The 15959-nt window shown below is 39.8% G+C and carries 12 protein-coding genes; 3 read left to right on the top strand and 9 right to left on the bottom strand.

Annotated elements, in window-relative coordinates:
• Positions 1-30: 30 nt before the first annotated feature.
• Positions 31-585: a TIGR00645 family protein gene (locus A9479_RS18235; protein WP_016899531.1), complete on the bottom strand. Its 555-nt coding sequence runs from the start codon at positions 583-585 to the stop codon at positions 31-33.
• A 243-nt stretch (positions 586-828) separates the two neighbouring features.
• Between A9479_RS18235 and A9479_RS18230 the strand changes: the two genes are divergently transcribed.
• On the top strand, positions 829-1071 hold the full coding sequence (locus tag A9479_RS18230) for a hypothetical protein (protein ID WP_016899532.1): 243 nt from the start codon (positions 829-831) through the stop codon (positions 1069-1071).
• Positions 1072-1237: 166 nt separating this feature from the next.
• Here the strand turns inward: A9479_RS18230 and topA are convergent, their stop codons facing one another.
• Together topA and A9479_RS18220 are read right to left on the bottom strand one after the other, a co-directional pair.
• A complete protein-coding gene (gene topA / locus A9479_RS18225) occupies positions 1238-3946 on the bottom strand; it encodes a type I DNA topoisomerase (protein WP_016899533.1) in 2709 nt (902 codons plus the stop codon).
• Between the two features lie 253 nt (positions 3947-4199).
• Positions 4200-6911 (bottom strand): Ig-like domain-containing protein, encoded by a 2712-nt coding sequence (locus A9479_RS18220; protein WP_064664199.1) that lies wholly within the window; start codon positions 6909-6911, stop codon positions 4200-4202.
• Positions 6912-7096: 185 nt separating this feature from the next.
• On the opposite strand from A9479_RS18220, the gene A9479_RS18215 reads away from it, so the two are divergent.
• The gene (locus A9479_RS18215) at positions 7097-8428 is read left to right on the top strand and encodes a dicarboxylate/amino acid:cation symporter (protein ID WP_013464802.1); all 1332 of its coding nucleotides are present in this window, start codon (positions 7097-7099) and stop codon (positions 8426-8428) included.
• Positions 8429-8511: 83 nt separating this feature from the next.
• Here the strand turns inward: A9479_RS18215 and sohB are convergent, their stop codons facing one another.
• Complete coding sequence (gene sohB, locus A9479_RS18210) at positions 8512-9528, bottom strand: protease SohB (RefSeq protein WP_064664200.1); 1017 nt, start codon at positions 9526-9528, stop codon at positions 8512-8514.
• 100 nt (positions 9529-9628) lie between these two features.
• Positions 9629-12064, bottom strand: coding sequence for a VolA/Pla-1 family phospholipase (locus A9479_RS18205; RefSeq protein ID WP_028835838.1), 2436 nt, complete (start codon positions 12062-12064; stop codon positions 9629-9631).
• Positions 12065-12271: 207 nt separating this feature from the next.
• On the opposite strand from A9479_RS18205, the gene A9479_RS18200 reads away from it, so the two are divergent.
• Positions 12272-13018, top strand: a complete 747-nt coding sequence (locus A9479_RS18200) for a YciK family oxidoreductase (RefSeq protein ID WP_028835839.1) — start codon at positions 12272-12274, stop codon at positions 13016-13018.
• Between the two features lie 61 nt (positions 13019-13079).
• Here the strand turns inward: A9479_RS18200 and rluB are convergent, their stop codons facing one another.
• The 4 genes from rluB to A9479_RS18180 all read right to left on the bottom strand — a co-directional run bounded on the left by rluB (position 13080) and on the right by A9479_RS18180 (position 15842).
• Positions 13080-13949: a 23S rRNA pseudouridine(2605) synthase RluB gene (gene rluB, locus A9479_RS18195; RefSeq protein ID WP_008110001.1), complete on the bottom strand. Its 870-nt coding sequence runs from the start codon at positions 13947-13949 to the stop codon at positions 13080-13082.
• Positions 13946-14536 carry an SMC-Scp complex subunit ScpB gene (gene scpB, locus A9479_RS18190; protein ID WP_064664198.1) on the bottom strand — a complete coding sequence of 197 codons (591 nt, stop codon included), beginning with the start codon at positions 14534-14536 and terminating at the stop codon, positions 13946-13948. Before scpB ends, rluB begins: the two co-directional genes overlap by 4 nt.
• Before the next feature lie 151 nt (positions 14537-14687).
• On the bottom strand, positions 14688-15209 hold the full coding sequence (locus tag A9479_RS18185) for an EF-hand domain-containing protein (protein WP_028835840.1): 522 nt from the start codon (positions 15207-15209) through the stop codon (positions 14688-14690).
• 201 nt (positions 15210-15410) lie between these two features.
• Complete coding sequence (locus A9479_RS18180; protein ID WP_013464796.1) at positions 15411-15842, bottom strand: hypothetical protein; 432 nt, start codon at positions 15840-15842, stop codon at positions 15411-15413.
• Positions 15843-15959 lie beyond the last annotated feature (117 nt).

Raw genomic sequence — 15959 nt, 5'->3', positions numbered from 1 at the left:
CGAGCACTGCTCGGGTTTTTTTAGCATTTTTTAATGGCTAATTGTTTTACTATTTAAGTAATCAGTAAATGCAAACAGTACACCCGACACAACAAAGGTAACGTGTATAAGCACTTTCCAGAGTAATTCATCACTTGAATGAGATGCAGAGCTTATAAACACCTTTAGTAGCTCAACGGCTGAAATGGCGACTATTGCACTAATCAGTTTCATTTTTAAACCAGAAAACCCTACTTTTCCCATCCATACGGGACGGTCCTCATGATTTTCTATATTAAGCTTAGAGACAAAGTTTTCGTAGCCACTGAATATAATAATTAATAAAAGTCCAGCTAACAAAGCGGTATCAACCAAAGTTAATATACCCACCAACAACTCTTGATTACTGGCAGTAAACGTTGCGATCCCCATCAAATACAGCTGTTTAAAAAATTTTATTAGTAATAAAACCACAGCAAATAGTAAACCGACAAAAAATGGGGCTAATAACCAGCGTCCTTTGAATATAAACGACTCAAGAGCATGCTCTACTTTATGAACAGGTTGTATTTTTTTATTTATATTATTTGTATCTGGCTCTGACATAAGAACACCTAAAAATTAAAACGCGACATTAGCCTAAATTTAGCTGTAACACAATTAGTTAAGGTTAAACACTTTTACGCGATACGCTCATCTTGACGATAAAAATATTTCGTTTCCCTTTATTTTATATTCGATTAAAAATCAATATACCAACAGAGATGTTCTGGCTTGGTTACACTTGTTTTATGTAGGCATTGTATGAATGCATAACTCGATTGTTACTCCATTTTTAGGAATAAGAAAATGAATAAAGCATTACTCGCGTTAATCGTTGCACCATTTTTCGTTTTATCTGCTGCTAATGCAGTGGCAAACGATGCTACAGACGCTTCAGCTGAGACGATTCAAGAATTCACAGAAATGTGTGTTAGTTGGGCTAAAGAAGACGACGTAAGCAATGAAGAGCTTTATAACTATGTTTTAAAGTGTGTGAATGATGAACTAACATCTGAAGGCTATAACAAAGTCACAGCTGTTAAAATTTAATGAATAATTGAGTGAATTGAACCTAAATTGGTTACATTTTTTAATCCTGTAAAGTAAAAAAACAGATTAGAAATGCCATTGCGATAGGTTTGATTTGACAAAAAAAACCGGAACTGTCCAGGCTGTGCATTCCGGTTTTTTATTACTTAAAGCGGTGAATAATTAATTATTCATCGTCTTTTTTTACTTTTGCTTTCGCTTTACTTTTAGCAGGCGCTTTTTTAGCGGCGGCTTTCTTTTTAGGCGCGGCTTTTTTCTTTGCCTCTTCTACCCATTTACCACCTTCGTAGTGTGCCGTCCAACCAGTTGCTTTGCCATCAACCTCAGTCATTACATACTGTGATTTATTCTTACGACTGTAACGCACAATAGCAAGATTACCATCAGGATCTTTAGCTGGTGCATCAGCTAAGTAGTAAAACTTAGGCGAAATACGATCTCTAAAACGCTGTAACTCTTCTACTTTGGGGGCGCGTGTTTCTCGTGATTTAGGGAACGTATTTGCTGCTAAGAAAATACCTGCAGCACCATCACGTAATACAAAATAGGCTTCAGACTTTTCACATTCTAATTCAGGAATATGAACGGGATCTTCTTTTGGTGGCGCGGCTTCGCCATTTTTTAATAACTTACGGGTATTTTTACACTCGTCATTGTTACAGCCAAAATACTTACCAAATCGACCTGATTTTAATTCCATATCAGCGCCACATTTATCACATTCAATAATAGGGCCGTCGTAACCTTTAATTTTAAACGTACCCTCTTCAACCACATGCCCATGACACGCTGGGTTATTACCACACACGTGTAGTTTACGGGTTTCATCGATAAGGTATGAATCCATCGCTGTTTCACAAATTGGACAGCGCTTCATTTGCATTAATGTTTCTGTTTCAACGTCTTCAACATCAGCTGCAACCGCTTCATCACCCGACACTAAGTTCATAGTGGTAGTACAGCGCTCTTTAGGTGGCAGGTTATAACCAGTACATCCTAAGAATACGCCTGTTGAAGCAGTACGAATACCCATTTTTCTGCCACACGTTGGGCAGTCAATGTCGGTTTCTACCATTTGATTAAGACGCATACCGCCTTCATCGGGTTCACCTTTGGCAATATTCAATTGCGTTGAAAAATCAGCGTAAAATTTATCGAGAACTTGCGTCCAAACACGCTCACCTTCGGCGATATCATCTAAACGGCCTTCCATTTTAGCGGTAAAATCGAAGTTCATTAAATCGGTAAAGTTTTCAACAAGGCGATCGGTGACAATCTCCCCCATTTTTTCAGCGAAAAAGCGACGATTTTCTACTCGTACATAACCACGGTCTTGTATCGTTGATATAATAGAGGCATACGTAGATGGACGACCAATCCCACGTTTCTCGAGCTCTTTAACTAAGCTTGCTTCACTAAAACGAGCCGGTGGCTTAGTAAAGTGCTGCTTAGGATCAAGCTCAACTAACGTGAGAACCTCGCCTTGCTTAACAGCAGGCAGCGATTGATCTTCTTCATTCTTTTTACGTACTGCCGGTTGCACTTTAGTCCAACCATCAAAACGTAAAACACGTCCTTTTGCTTTCAATGTAAAATCGTTGGCAGCGACCGTTAAGGTGGTTAAATCGTACTCAGCTGGCACCATTTGACAGGCCACAAACTGACGCCAAATAAGCTCATAAAGCTTTTTCGCATCGGCGTCCACACCTTCAACATGCCCAGAAAGCACAGATACGCTAGAAGGACGAATCGCTTCGTGCGCCTCTTGTGCATTACCTTTAGAGCTATAGTTAATCGGATCAGCAGGTAAATACTTGGCACCAAACTCATTGGTTACGTATTCGCGACACATTTCAACCGCATCTTTCGATAAATTAGTTGAATCGGTACGCATATAAGTAATATAACCCCCCTCGTATAAACGCTGGGCAAGCATCATGGTCTTTTTAACGCCATAACCTAATCGGGTACTTGCTGCTTGTTGCATTGTTGAAGTAATAAATGGCGCACTTGGACGGCTCTTACTTGGTTTCTCTTCAACGCTGACAACTTTATATTCGGCATTCTCAAGGCTTTTAACTGCTGCACTAGCCTGAGCTTCATTTACTGGCTTAAATGGCTTGTCTGCTTGTTTAGTGACTTCTAAACGTAGGTCAGACTCGCTATTTTTAACATCGGCATGAATGTCCCAAAATTCTTCAGGAATAAATGCTTTAATTTCACGTTCGCGTTCAACTAATAAACGCACTGCAACAGATTGCACTCGACCCGCTGATAAACCACGCGCTACTTTAGCCCATAATAGGGGCGATACCATAAAGCCAACAACACGGTCTAAGAAGCGACGGGTCTGCTGTGCATAAACCATGTCGGTGTTTAACTCACCTGGGGTTTCGAATGCTTGTTGTATTGCATTTTTAGTGATTTCGTTAAAAACAACACGCTTATATTTTTCTGGCTCGCCACCAATTATTTCTTGAAGGTGCCAAGCAATAGCTTCCCCTTCTCTATCCAAATCCGTTGCGAGATAGATTTGATCAGCATTTTGGGCAAGCTTTTGTAATTCTTGAACAACCTTTTCTTTACCCGGCAATATTTCGTAATGTGGCTCCCATCCTTTTTCAGGATCGATGCCCATTCGCGCGACTAAGTTAGTATAGTCACGTTGCTGTTTATACGCTGCTTTCTCATCAGGTGGCATTTTACGCACCTCAGCAGGCGTTTTGCTTGCTGGTGCTTTGTTTTTGCCAGAACCTGAAGTAGGTAAATCTCGTACGTGTCCAATACTGGACTTAACGATAAAATCATTACCTAAGTATTTATTAATTGTTTTAGCCTTAGCAGGTGACTCTACAATTACTAGCGATTTGCCCATAGTTGCCTATTTCTAACCTAGTTTTTTAAATGTGTTTAGCCGACTCATGCGGCGCGAATATTTATAGGTATATCTACAAACACTAGTTCTTACAAGCTTTTAATACAAACTTTTCAGTATTTACTGAATAAACAAACAATTTCTGTTGTAAATTTAATCAAACCAGTGCTTTTTGAATAATTGATGTGGAATATATAGAATAGAAACAAAAATGCCAACCTTATTGGTTGGCATTTTCTATGCTTTATTAATTTTAAACCTTAGGCTCGTCTAAAATCGACATCACGGTATATTGAGTTTTCACTCCACCAGGGGTCACAAATTCGATGTATAAAAAGCCAGAATCAACATCATTTGGCTCAGCCTCTTTTGTAATATTTACTGAAACAGAGATAGGCACTTGTTGAGCAGTATTCACAACGGTGTAATCTGTTAACCCTCTTAACACACCATTGTCGGCAGTGACAGTAACTGTAGTACCTGCAGGCAATGGATTATTATGAATATCACTGAAGAAGATAGTCACTGAAATCGCGCTGTAAGGTGTGGAATTGCTAATATCAATAAGGTTTATGTCACACATACCCGCCATATCGGAAGCTTCTAAGCGAATACCATCACTTAAACTACAGTCATCTAAAGCCGTTACAGCTCTAATGTAAGGTATACTTCCAGACATCACTAACTCTGAACGATCGCGTACATTTACTGTTTCACGCGTACATGCATTTGCAGCAAGCGCCTCGTCACTACATAACAAGCCATTGTAAATGCCATCGCCGGAATCAAACTGACCATTATTTAGTGCACCAGAGCGCTCCACATACCACTCATCCTCACCGCCATTAGAATTTACAGGGTTCGCAGGTGCGGGTAAATTTCCGTCAAAAATACCGTTTTCATTAAAATCTATAAATGCTTCAGGTAAATCTTGTAATGTAGAATCAAACTCGTTTTGATTAAATTCACCGTTAGCAGATACATCATTAAATGATTCTTCACCCACTGAGTATGCTAGCAAGCTTACACGACCACCTAATGGATAATCTATTGGCGCATTACTTGGCGCATCCGCAAGTGATATCGGGTTACCACTACTATCAAGATAGGTAAGTAGATTGCCGTTTGTGTCTAGTTGTGACTCTCTGATACCTAATGTACAAGGTGCTGCTTGACCAAAAAAACGGTCACACTTATCAGCCACAGAGTTTTTATAAATGCTGTAATGATAAGGAATTGGGTTTTGGCTACGCCACTGCGCTTTACACACACCATCTATGGTGCGACAAAGTAATAAAGGTGTAAATTGTTGATCATCTATTGTGCCTACTGCACCACCTTCGCTGGCTATATAAATTGCCGTGTTATCAGGAACAAAATTATTAAAGTGATCGGCTGCAAATACAGTTAAGTCTGTTGTCACCCCGGCTTCATTTAATGACTCGATATTAAATGTTTGCACTGCAAGCGTAAAACTGTCTTGATCTGGCACACCAGTGGTAATGGTTATGTCATTTGACACAATAGAAATCACATTATTTTGTGATGTATCGCCACTCACAACTTGATGTGATGCAATAACAGATAAAACTCCTGCGGCTCTTCCTGAGCGGACATTTACAGTTACTAAACCTTCGTTATTGGTAAACTGAAATGCACTGTCTAGCAACGCGCCGCCGGGGTTTTGCGAAAGAGCAAAATCAATCTGCTTTTGACCAACAGGGTTACCATTAATATCTAAAAGTTTAAAGGTAAGCTCTGAGTTTTCAGTGAGAGTCTGACCGCCAGCTCCTTTAATAGCTAACACTTGATTGGTCACACCCATAAACGCGATTGAACCCGTTTGAGCGGCAGCTACATTAATATTAATTGTTTTAGTGGCAACGTTGCCACCGGTAACCACGGTTGCTGTAATCGTATCTATACCATTACAACCATCCGCTTTATAAGTTGCGCTTGCCGTGCCGCCAATGCTAGTTACCACACTATCGATAGTGGCTCTAGGAGTAGATTCTTCTGCACATGCCGAGTTAAATTGTACTTCAAGTGGAGTGGTGAATAAGTTATTGCTGCTATCTACAATCTGAGCGGTAATAATAGTAGTAGAACCTGCAGACAACACATCACCAGTTGCAATACCCGCGCTTAAATTGACATTTACTTGAACAGCGTTAATTTCAAATAAAGCACTCGCAACGCCGCCCTGAGCGGTTAACTCAACTTGGCCAACACCTGAGCTGCTGCCAGGCAATAAATTCAAAATAGCAACACCAAACGCATCCGTTTTAGCCGTTAAGCTTTCAGGTAATAAAATACCTAGCGTTGTTGTCGCTTGAACAAGTACATTACTTGCTGGCGTATTACTGCCAGGTTTGGTGATTTTTGCGTATACAATAGCTTGTTGCCCGAGTAAATTACTATTTTGAGAACATTCAGATGGATCAAGCTCTATAGAATCTCTGTCTATATTTAACCAGCTATCAGGGCAGTTTTGTAAAATTTTAATGTCAATATTTGCGGTTGAGTCATTCGATTGAGGCTCATCACCTGCCGTGTAAAAGCCAAGTTTACTTGTGGCATCTTCGTAACTTGCAACAATGGTTCCTGCTCCTTCAACACTACCCGCGCTAAGCTCGATAGTTGCAACACCGCTGGAATTTGTTAAAGCGCTACCTGTAGCCGGTATAAAAGAACCCAGTGTTGTGGTAAAGCTTACCTCTTGACGCACAACAGGTTGACCATCACTTCCGGTTACCGTTGCAACCACCTCTAGCGGGTTATCAGCAGTAACAATTCTATCTTCAAAATCAAGTTCAACTTGAATTGCTTGTTCGACAACGTCTCCACCGGTGCCTCCAGTATCACCACCAACGGTTCCACTTTCTTTTTCCAGTGAGCCACCACCGCCACAGGCTATGAGTAATGTGCTGAGCCATATAATGCTGAGCAAACGAGTTAAAGGCATAGGTTTCTCCGTTGCGCTATTACTAAGTTAAACTTATTTACTTAATGTTAACCTATAACTTAGTCTAAAATCTCAGTTTTTTACTCCTTTTTTTGATAAAAATTTTTAAAAAGTTGACGTTTTTTCTGTAAAAAAAATTACATGCTGTTAGTCTATGCCAAATTTATAAAAAATAGATTGGAAATATGTCTAAAATCCGTTCAATGAGTTTAACTACTCGCATCATGATTGGTATGGTGCTTGGTGTTGCAGTAGGCTTTATATTTCAGGCTATATTAGCTGGTGAAGACGATTACCTAATTCCTCTTGGGTTATTCTCTTTGCCAATTAAAGCCTTTTTTGTTGATGGCCTTTTCCATGTAGGTGGGCAAATATTTATAGCCAGTTTGAAAATGCTGGTTGTGCCTTTAGTATTTGTATCGCTGGTATGTGGTACCTGCAGTTTAAGCGATCCGAAGAAACTAGGCCGTTTAGGCGGTAAATCAATTGGTTTATACTTAGTTACAACGGCAATAGCGATTACAGTCGCGATTACCTTAGCGTTACTATTTAACCCAGGTGAAGGCATTGGGTTACCCTCTCAAGCAAGTTATGATGCCAAAGAAGCGCCTACTTTAGCTCGCGTAATTATTGATATGTTCCCTACCAACCCTTTTGAAGCAATGGCAAAGGGCAACATGTTACAAGTAATTGTGTTTGCTCTATTATTCGGTATTGCAATGGCACTTAGCGGAAAAGCAGGTAAACGTGTCGCTACTGTATTTGAAGACTTAAACACCGTTATCTTAAAACTGGTTACTTTGCTAATGAACATTGCCCCTTACGGCGTATTTTTCTTAATGGCTAAATTGTTCACTACCATTGAACTAAACTTAATTGTGAGTTTAGCTAAGTACTTTGGCGTGGTTGTATTAGCCTTATTACTACACGCATTTGTAAACTACACCCTGCTGCTAAAAATACTCACGGGTCTAAACCCGCTCACTTTCTTGGCTAAAATGAAGCACACTTGTTTATTTGCTTTTAGTACCTCAAGTTCAAGCGCGACTATGCCTATTACACTTGAAACGGCAACTAAAAAGCTTGGCGCTAATAATTCGGTCGCTTCGTTTACTATTCCGCTTGGTGCAACCATTAACATGGATGGCACCGCAATTATGCAAGGTGTGGCTACGGTATTTATCGCTCAGGTATTTAGTGTTGACTTAACTATTTCTGATTACTTAATGGTGATACTAACTGCAACGCTTGCCTCTGTTGGTACGGCGGGTGTACCTGGTGTTGGTTTAATTATGCTAGCCATGGTACTTAACCAAGTTGGCTTACCTGTTGAGGGCATCGCCATTATTATTGGTGTAGACAGATTGCTTGATATGACCCGTACAGCAGTAAACGTAACGGGTGACTGTATGGTTACGTGTGTCGTCGCTAAAAGCGAAGGTGAACTAGATGAAAGTATCTTTAACGACCCAAATGCAGCAAAAGATTTAGAGGACTACCACAAATCTATTGATTAGTATTTCTGACAATAGTCATAAAAAAAGCCTTGCTACTTCGTTAAGTAACAAGGCTTTTTTGTTGGGTTTGAGTGATTAAATTATTAAGGGTTTAACGCCTTAAACTTTGACATTAAACTTACACCCGCTTTATTCACACCATGGCTCAAACCCATTGCCAGCTTGTCACTTAATCCTTTTTTAATCTTGTATTGCACTTTATAAATTTGATATTGCTGTTGTTGCTCTAACAACGCATCATCGCTGGTTTTAATAGTATCGACTAACCCTTTTTCAATTGCTTGGGTTGCAAACCAATGTTCACCCGTTGCCACTAAATCCATATTTAATCTTGGGCGCTGAGTGCTCACAAAAGTTTTAAACAATACATGAGTTTGCTCTATCTCTTCGCGGAACTTTTCACGGGCTTTATCGGTATTTTCACCAAATAAAGTTAACGTGCGTTTAAATTCACCCGCCGTAATTTGCTCAAACTCGACATCATTTTTCTTTAAAATTTTATTAAAATTTGGAATTTGTGCAATAACACCAATAGAGCCAACAATTGCAAACGGTGCTGCAATAATATGATCAGCCACACAAGCCATCATGTAACCACCACTGGCGGCGACTTTATCTATTGATACAGTCAACTCAATACCGGCTGACTTTAAACGTTGTAATTGTGATGCGGCTAAACCATAGCCATGTACCACGCCACCACCACTTTCAAGGCGAACTAACACTTTATCTTTTTTTGCATCCGCTATCGAAATTATCGCGGTCACTTCTTCGCGCAAGCTTTCTACTTCATGTGCGTCCATACTGCCTTTAAAGTCAATAACATAGAGTCGTGATTTAGGCGCTTCTTTGTCCGCTTTTTTTTGCTCTGCTTTTTGTTGTTTTTGATAGGCTTTTAACTCTTTTTTACCTAGCGTATTATTTAAAAAGCTTTCTTTTATATTGGTCAGCTGCTCTGATAGGTCATCAATTTCAATCTCACCTTTTTTCGCTTTTGGCTTAACAGCCGAGCTTACAATTAAGGTTAAAATCACAGCAATAGCAATAACAAAGGTAATGGTTTTTGCAAAAAATAAGCCGTACTCGTATAAAAATTCCAACTGTGTTCTCCGTTTATAAATTTCAGCCAATTTAGCATGCTTTAAAATAAAAAAAAGCCACTATACAGTGGCTTTTTAGACTTAATTGAGTGGTTGATTATTAATTAGTCACAATGTCAGTATCTGATACAGATAATAAACGTCCACGCGATGCTAGATAAGTTGCAATTTGCAATTGCATTTCTGCATTAGCTGCGGCGCTGCCCGCTGCTGTAGACGACTGTCTTTCATCTTGCGCCGGTGTCAATACCGAGCCATGATGACCTGTGTTAAATTTAACTAAATAGCTAGCGCCCATCTCTGTTGGTGCTTGAGATGTACTCACTGTTTCTAACCCCATAAAGTTAGCTAGAGGTAGTGTACCTGCAATTGGATTGTTAGCAGTCATCGGCGGAATAACTTGGTCTGGCTTGTTACTATCAGTACCATCACCAACAACAACATTCATATACACAGGTGTTTCTAGTGCTTTAACCGTTGCTGCATAGTTAGTCGGGTCGCCACTATCCAATGCGGTTTGAGCTGCAAATACAAACTGCGTCATCACGCCCTTAATGTTAGCCAATTTATCAGCTTCTCCCGCCATCGTTAGCGATGCTGCAAATTCATTAAAGCCACAGCTTAAGAAGTCCTGCATGTCTGGTAACAAGGCGCCACAGTTTGATAACGCACCAGCATTTAAGAATGCATTAAACTCGTCAGCTTCAGCAGTTCCAGCTTGAGAAAGTACAGAGCCTTGAATAAATGGACCAAACGCGGCTGACTCTAATAAGAAGCTAGCAATACCGCCACCGCCGCTTGCCAATGCAACAGCATTAACTTTAAAGAGTGGGTCTACTTGATCAGCCAATGGGCTATTCGCTTGTGCAATAAATGCAGGCGCTACAATTGAGCCCAGTGAATGGCCAATATAAGATACATCTCTAGAATTGAGTGAACTATCACCACTGAAGTTTAAGCCTAAACGTAAACCAAGTAAGTCAGCACTTGACTGGCGTAAGCTGTCTCTAGCGACCAATAACGAGCTTAGGTTCATGTAACTAAGTACAGAGCCTGATGTTGCGTTAAAGTCATCTGTGCCATCAACATCAACATCTATTCCACGCTCGCCATGACGAGGATGGTCAATTGCAACCGTTGCAAAGCCTTGCAATGAAAGCTGCGCTGTTAGCGTTAACATGCTTTCTTTTTGTGTGGTAATACCGTGTTGCATAATAACCACTGGCCAGCCATTTTCTGGCATAGCAGCAAAAGGCTCTAAACCTAAGCCTGTTCGGTACGCATTAACAACCGGTAAAATCGGTTTGGTAATTTGTACTGGCACATTTTCCATACTTTGCATTTTAGGAAGTGAGTTATATTTAGTTAAGTGTTTAGTGCTATCAAGCCCTAAGTCACGAAGCTGTCCATCACTCAAAGCAGCACACATCGCATCGTTAGTGCTAATGGGATCAGTTGGGAACGCTTCACCCGCTTGCGCTTTGTAACCTAAAATAGCAACGGCACTGTCACACATACCTTGCCAGTAAGTATCATTTAAATCACTGATTTCTTTACCCGTAGGTGTACCTAAATACATAGGTAGCTGGATGCTGCCTTTTTGATACTGTGCTACTTGGAATACGTCAGGCACCGTTACACCTTGTATTGCAAACGCTTGTTGTACATTAGCCATAGGCTGTGTTGGAATTTGCAACGCAGGCGTTGGAATTGTTGGCTCTGTTAAGCTTGCTGCTAAAACCTTTTTAATCGTGCCAAGCACAGGACCTGCTGATTGCATTGTCATGGCAGCTGAGTAAATGATATCGTCTTTGGTGATATTTCCTGAGCTTACCACTACGTTTTCGTAGCTGTTAACAGCCCCTTGCAGCGCAAGTTGTGATGGCGTTACTAACGGCGCTTCTTGTTTAACAGTCGCATATGTTGATGATGGCTCAATTGAGCGACCTTCTGAATCTTTAAGCCCAGTCGTTAATACATTAATGTACGAGCTACCAGCCTTAAATGGCTTAAGTGGAATAATTGCAACCGCGTCTCCAGAGCCTTGTGTAACAAAATCAACACCAAAGGTTAATTCGCCCACTAATTTACATGCAGCACCGGCTGGTGCTTGTGAGCATTCGGCATCTGTTAGGCTTGCACCCATGATCACTTCAAAAATACGTACTGAGCCTGGTGAAGCTGCAGACGTTTCATCTAGGCTAATGCCCGGTGGAAACGTTAAATCTATTTTAAAAGGAACTTGCGTAGACCAGCCATCAAGTGCCCCTAGTGCAAGTTGCGGATCCGCATACGCAGCGCGAGGGATAGAAACATTTTCGTCATTTAGCTCACCAGGAATGTTTAATGTGCCATCGCGCGTACCGCTCATCAATAAATCATTAGGAACCGAAATTACACCATTTGCAGGGTCAAATTTTACCGTAGCTTTTGGAATAACTGTAACTGAATCGTTTTTAACATCTTCTAACGTTTCTCCGCCGCCACAGCCTGCTAATGCAGCTGCAACTGAGAGCGAGAGTAGCATTTTTTTCATAGTGTTCTCCGCACAAATCTTATTTTTATAGTGTGTTTATAGCCAGTGTAATTAAGTTAAAATAATGTAGCTAGTATATTAATGAGACATTAGACCAGTTAAACTTAACGTAAACTTTCTAGTTTCGCCACCTAAATTTGTAATAAATTCGATTACTTGTCGATTTGCTATGTTAAAATCAAAAAAAATTTAAACATTGGTACTTTTATGCATACCTATCAAGCAACTGAAAACGCACTTAAAGACAAAGTAATTTTGATAACAGGCGCAGGTGATGGTATCGGCCGTGTTGCAGCAATTACTTATGCTAAACATGGTGCAACCGTTATTTTATTAGGAAAAACAACTAATAAACTAGAATGTGTGTATGACGAAATCGTCAATGCAGGCTACCCACAGCCAGCGATTGTGCCTATGGACTTAAAAGGTGCAACTAAACAAAACTACCGCGACCTTGCTGCAACTATCGAGAGCCAATTTGGCCGCCTTGATGGACTATTAAATAACGCGGGTATTTTAGGTACTTTAGGGCCGTTGGAGCACTTTTGTTCATCAACATTCGAAAATGTAATGAAAGTAAACGTAACTGCACAAGCGATGATCACCAAAGCGTTGTTCCCTGTAATGCGTAAGTCAAAAAGTGCTTCAGTGGTATTTACCTCATCGGGTGTAGGTCGTAAAGGAAGAGAATTTTGGGGACCTTACGCTATTTCTAAGTTTGCGGTAGAGGGTATGATGCAAACATGGGCGTGTGAAGTTGAAAAAACGCCAATCCGTGTTAACTGCATCAATCCAGGCGCAACACGTACATCAATGCGTGCAAGTGCATTTCCAGGTGAAGATCGTGATTTACTAGCAACACCTGAAGATTTAATGCCAACTTACCTGTATTTAATGAGTGATGACTCAAAAAATATCAATGGCCAATCGTTAGACGCACAAGCTAAAAAGTAATATTTAGTTTTAAACGTAAAAAAGCCGCTATAAAAAGCGGCTTTGTTGTTTTATGCTTTAATTACTTACGTTTAGTCGGTTTTACACGTTGATTGTGCTTTTTAACCGCCTTGCGAATTTGGTTTATTTTAGCGCGCTTGTCTTTACGCTTTTCAGGAATAACCGACAGCTTAGTTTGTGTTTCTTTGCCAAGCTTTACTGTTTTACGTAAATAGTTAACCGTATCTAAATCATACTCAATCCAGCCACCTTGCGGTACACGCTTATCAAGCTCTAATTTACCGTAACGAATACGAATAAGACGTGATACTTCCACATCTTGTGATTGCCATAAACGACGCACTTCACGGTTACGACCTTCGTTAAGCGTTACATTATACCAACGATTAATACCTTCACCGCCCATAGGCTTGATACCAGTGAACTTTGCGGGGCCATCTTCAAGTTCTACGCCACGCAGTAAGTTTTTCATTGTTTCGTCAGTGACTTCACCAAATACACGTGCTGAATATTCGCGTTCAACTTCATAGCTTGGGTGCATTAAGCGGTTTGCCAATTCACCGTCATTGGTAAACAGCATTAGGCCTGAGGTATTCACGTCTAATCGGCCTACTGCTATCCAGCGATCGCCATCAATACGAGGTAAGCGGTCAAAAACGGTTCTACGGCCTTCAGGGTCTTTACGCGTACTTAACTCGCCTTCTGGTTTGTTATACATAATTACACGACAAATTCTGTCTGCTTTTTCTTCTATTTTAACGGTATGGCCGTCAACACGAATTAAATCGGTTTCTTCAACCCTGTCGCCTAACTTAGCTACTTTACCATTTACACTCACACGATTTGCATCAATGTATTTTTCCATTTCACGGCGTGAGCCTACACCTGCACGGGCTAGGACTTTTTGTAACTTTTCACCTTGTATACTCATTCGGATGGTTCTCTCACAGAAGGATCACTTAATAACTGGGTAATTTTACTTTGCTGTTGCTCTGGCAATGCGGGTAAATCATGAAGTCCCGTTATCGAAAAATAATCTAAAAATTGTTTAGTCGTTGCATAAAGTGCCGGTTTACCGGGTACTTCTTTATGCCCAACTACTTTAATCCACTCTCTTTCAAGCAGAGTTTTAATAATATTTGAGCCAGTTGCTACACCCCGCACTTGCTCAATTTCACCACGGGTAATGGGTTGCTTGTATGCAATTAACGACAGGGTTTCGAGTAAAGCTCTCGAGTATTTAGGGGCACGTTCTTGCCATAAATTACTCAACCATGGGCTTAAACTACTGCACGCTTGAAAACGATAGCCACTGCCTACTTCAACTAAACGTATTCCACGCGTCTGATAGTGAACTTGAATGGTCTCTACAGCATCATTAATGCGCGCCATAGAAATTGCTAAGTCGTTTAAAACCGTGTCCTTAAGATGACGTTTTGATACGGGTTTGCCTGCCACAAAAATCGCCGCTTCAATGATTTCAATTAATTGTTCATCACTAATTCGCCGACCAACCATAATCACTCTAAAGTTAATAAAAACACACAGCCATCTATTATGACAGAACAACGGCAAACTAGGAAAACATATTAATAAAATAACATTTTATAGGTATAAAAAAGCCAGTGAAAAACACTGGCTTGGTATCAAGTGTATTTAATAATGTAATTTAGCTATTTTTAAATTGCTCAAGTGCATCGTCCTCTGCAACAGAATCACCATGCTTTTTGATATAGCTATTAAACTCTTTTTTACTTACTCGTTTATCTTTATTGCTGTCCATGTAACCAAAATGATTTGAAATATCATCATCGTCAGCTTCAGAAACTGAAATAAAACCGTTGCTATCATTATCTAAGCTTTTAAAGTCATTTTCTATTTTATCAAACTTCGCAATATCAGCCTTAAATGCAGACTCACTCACTTCACTATCTGTAGCAACTTTCCCAGCATTTAGCTGCATATAAGCATCATATTCATTACGGCTTATTTGATTATCCATATTTGTATCTATATTTGAAAAGTGCTGCCAAATACTATCATCGTCGGCTTCTGTTTTAGAAATAAAGCCATCGCTGTCGTTATCTAAGCTTGCAAAATCACTGTCGATTTTTTCTAAACCTTGATTTGAAGAACAAGCGGCTAAACTCAATGCGGCTAAAACAGTAGAAGCTATCGTTAATTTTTTCATCAGACGTATCCTTGTATTAATAAATTTCAAATCTAGTAATACAAATACGATGCCAAAAAAATAAACTATTAAAATCAAACAATTAACCAAGAACAACTTCTATTACGATATTTAATAATGCAATTTTTGCAAGCTACTCTGGTAATTTTTGCAAAAAAAAAGCTCGGTAAGAACCGAGCTATTTATATCTAATACGGTAATTTAGATTGCAGCGTTTTGGTAACGCTTAACAAAATCAGTAACGCTTTGGCCATTACACTTTAATGAATTTAAGTTACCAATTTGCTTACGTACTGGTTGTAAGCCTTGCTTTAATGCAGTCATACATAACTGTGTTTCTTGGTGTGAATCTTTTGCAAATACTTCTACTTTAGACACAACTGATTGCGTTGCTGCTTCTTTTTTTGCAATGTCACGGATGTCTTGACCGTTACATAGGATACTTTTTGAATAACGCGATAAATATACACCGTGCTTTGCTGCCATTTTACGAGCAGCCGAAAACCCCTCATTGGCGCTTACAACACATAAATTAGACTCTAATTTGTTGTCTTGGCTGTAATACGTATTGCTTTGCGCAGTAGCAGTTACAGAAACAAAAAGAGAGGCGGCTAAAAGTAATTGAGTTTTCATCAGGTGGTCCTATTTGAACGAGTTAAACAAACGATTTTTGCGCATTATATAGACAACTTTTAACATATCAATTGAATATTTTATTTATTTTATTATTTAATATTGCATTTACAATGT

It is taken from the genome of Pseudoalteromonas sp. MQS005, from assembly GCF_001661605.1.
Lineage (GTDB): Bacteria > Pseudomonadota > Gammaproteobacteria > Enterobacterales > Alteromonadaceae > Pseudoalteromonas > Pseudoalteromonas tetraodonis.
The sequence above is the reverse complement of the archived record's forward strand: the minus strand, read 5'-3'. Positions and strand labels throughout refer to the sequence as shown.

What these genes read in the sequence shown, in the direction of transcription:
- A9479_RS18235 (WP_016899531.1), bottom strand. Translation starts at nt 585, where the DNA reads ATGTCAGAGCCAGATACAAATAATATAAATAAAAAAATACAACCTGTT.
- A9479_RS18230 (WP_016899532.1), top strand. Translation starts at nt 829, where the DNA reads ATGAATAAAGCATTACTCGCGTTAATCGTTGCACCATTTTTCGTTTTA.
- topA (WP_016899533.1), bottom strand. Translation starts at nt 3,946, where the DNA reads ATGGGCAAATCGCTAGTAATTGTAGAGTCACCTGCTAAGGCTAAAACA.
- A9479_RS18220 (WP_064664199.1), bottom strand. Translation starts at nt 6,911, where the DNA reads ATGCCTTTAACTCGTTTGCTCAGCATTATATGGCTCAGCACATTACTC.
- A9479_RS18215 (WP_013464802.1), top strand. Translation starts at nt 7,097, where the DNA reads ATGTCTAAAATCCGTTCAATGAGTTTAACTACTCGCATCATGATTGGT.
- A9479_RS18205 (WP_028835838.1), bottom strand. Translation starts at nt 12,064, where the DNA reads ATGAAAAAAATGCTACTCTCGCTCTCAGTTGCAGCTGCATTAGCAGGC.
- A9479_RS18200 (WP_028835839.1), top strand. Translation starts at nt 12,272, where the DNA reads ATGCATACCTATCAAGCAACTGAAAACGCACTTAAAGACAAAGTAATT.
- rluB (WP_008110001.1), bottom strand. Translation starts at nt 13,949, where the DNA reads ATGAGTATACAAGGTGAAAAGTTACAAAAAGTCCTAGCCCGTGCAGGT.
- scpB (WP_064664198.1), bottom strand. Translation starts at nt 14,536, where the DNA reads ATGGTTGGTCGGCGAATTAGTGATGAACAATTAATTGAAATCATTGAA.
- A9479_RS18185 (WP_028835840.1), bottom strand. Translation starts at nt 15,209, where the DNA reads ATGAAAAAATTAACGATAGCTTCTACTGTTTTAGCCGCATTGAGTTTA.
- A9479_RS18180 (WP_013464796.1), bottom strand. Translation starts at nt 15,842, where the DNA reads ATGAAAACTCAATTACTTTTAGCCGCCTCTCTTTTTGTTTCTGTAACT.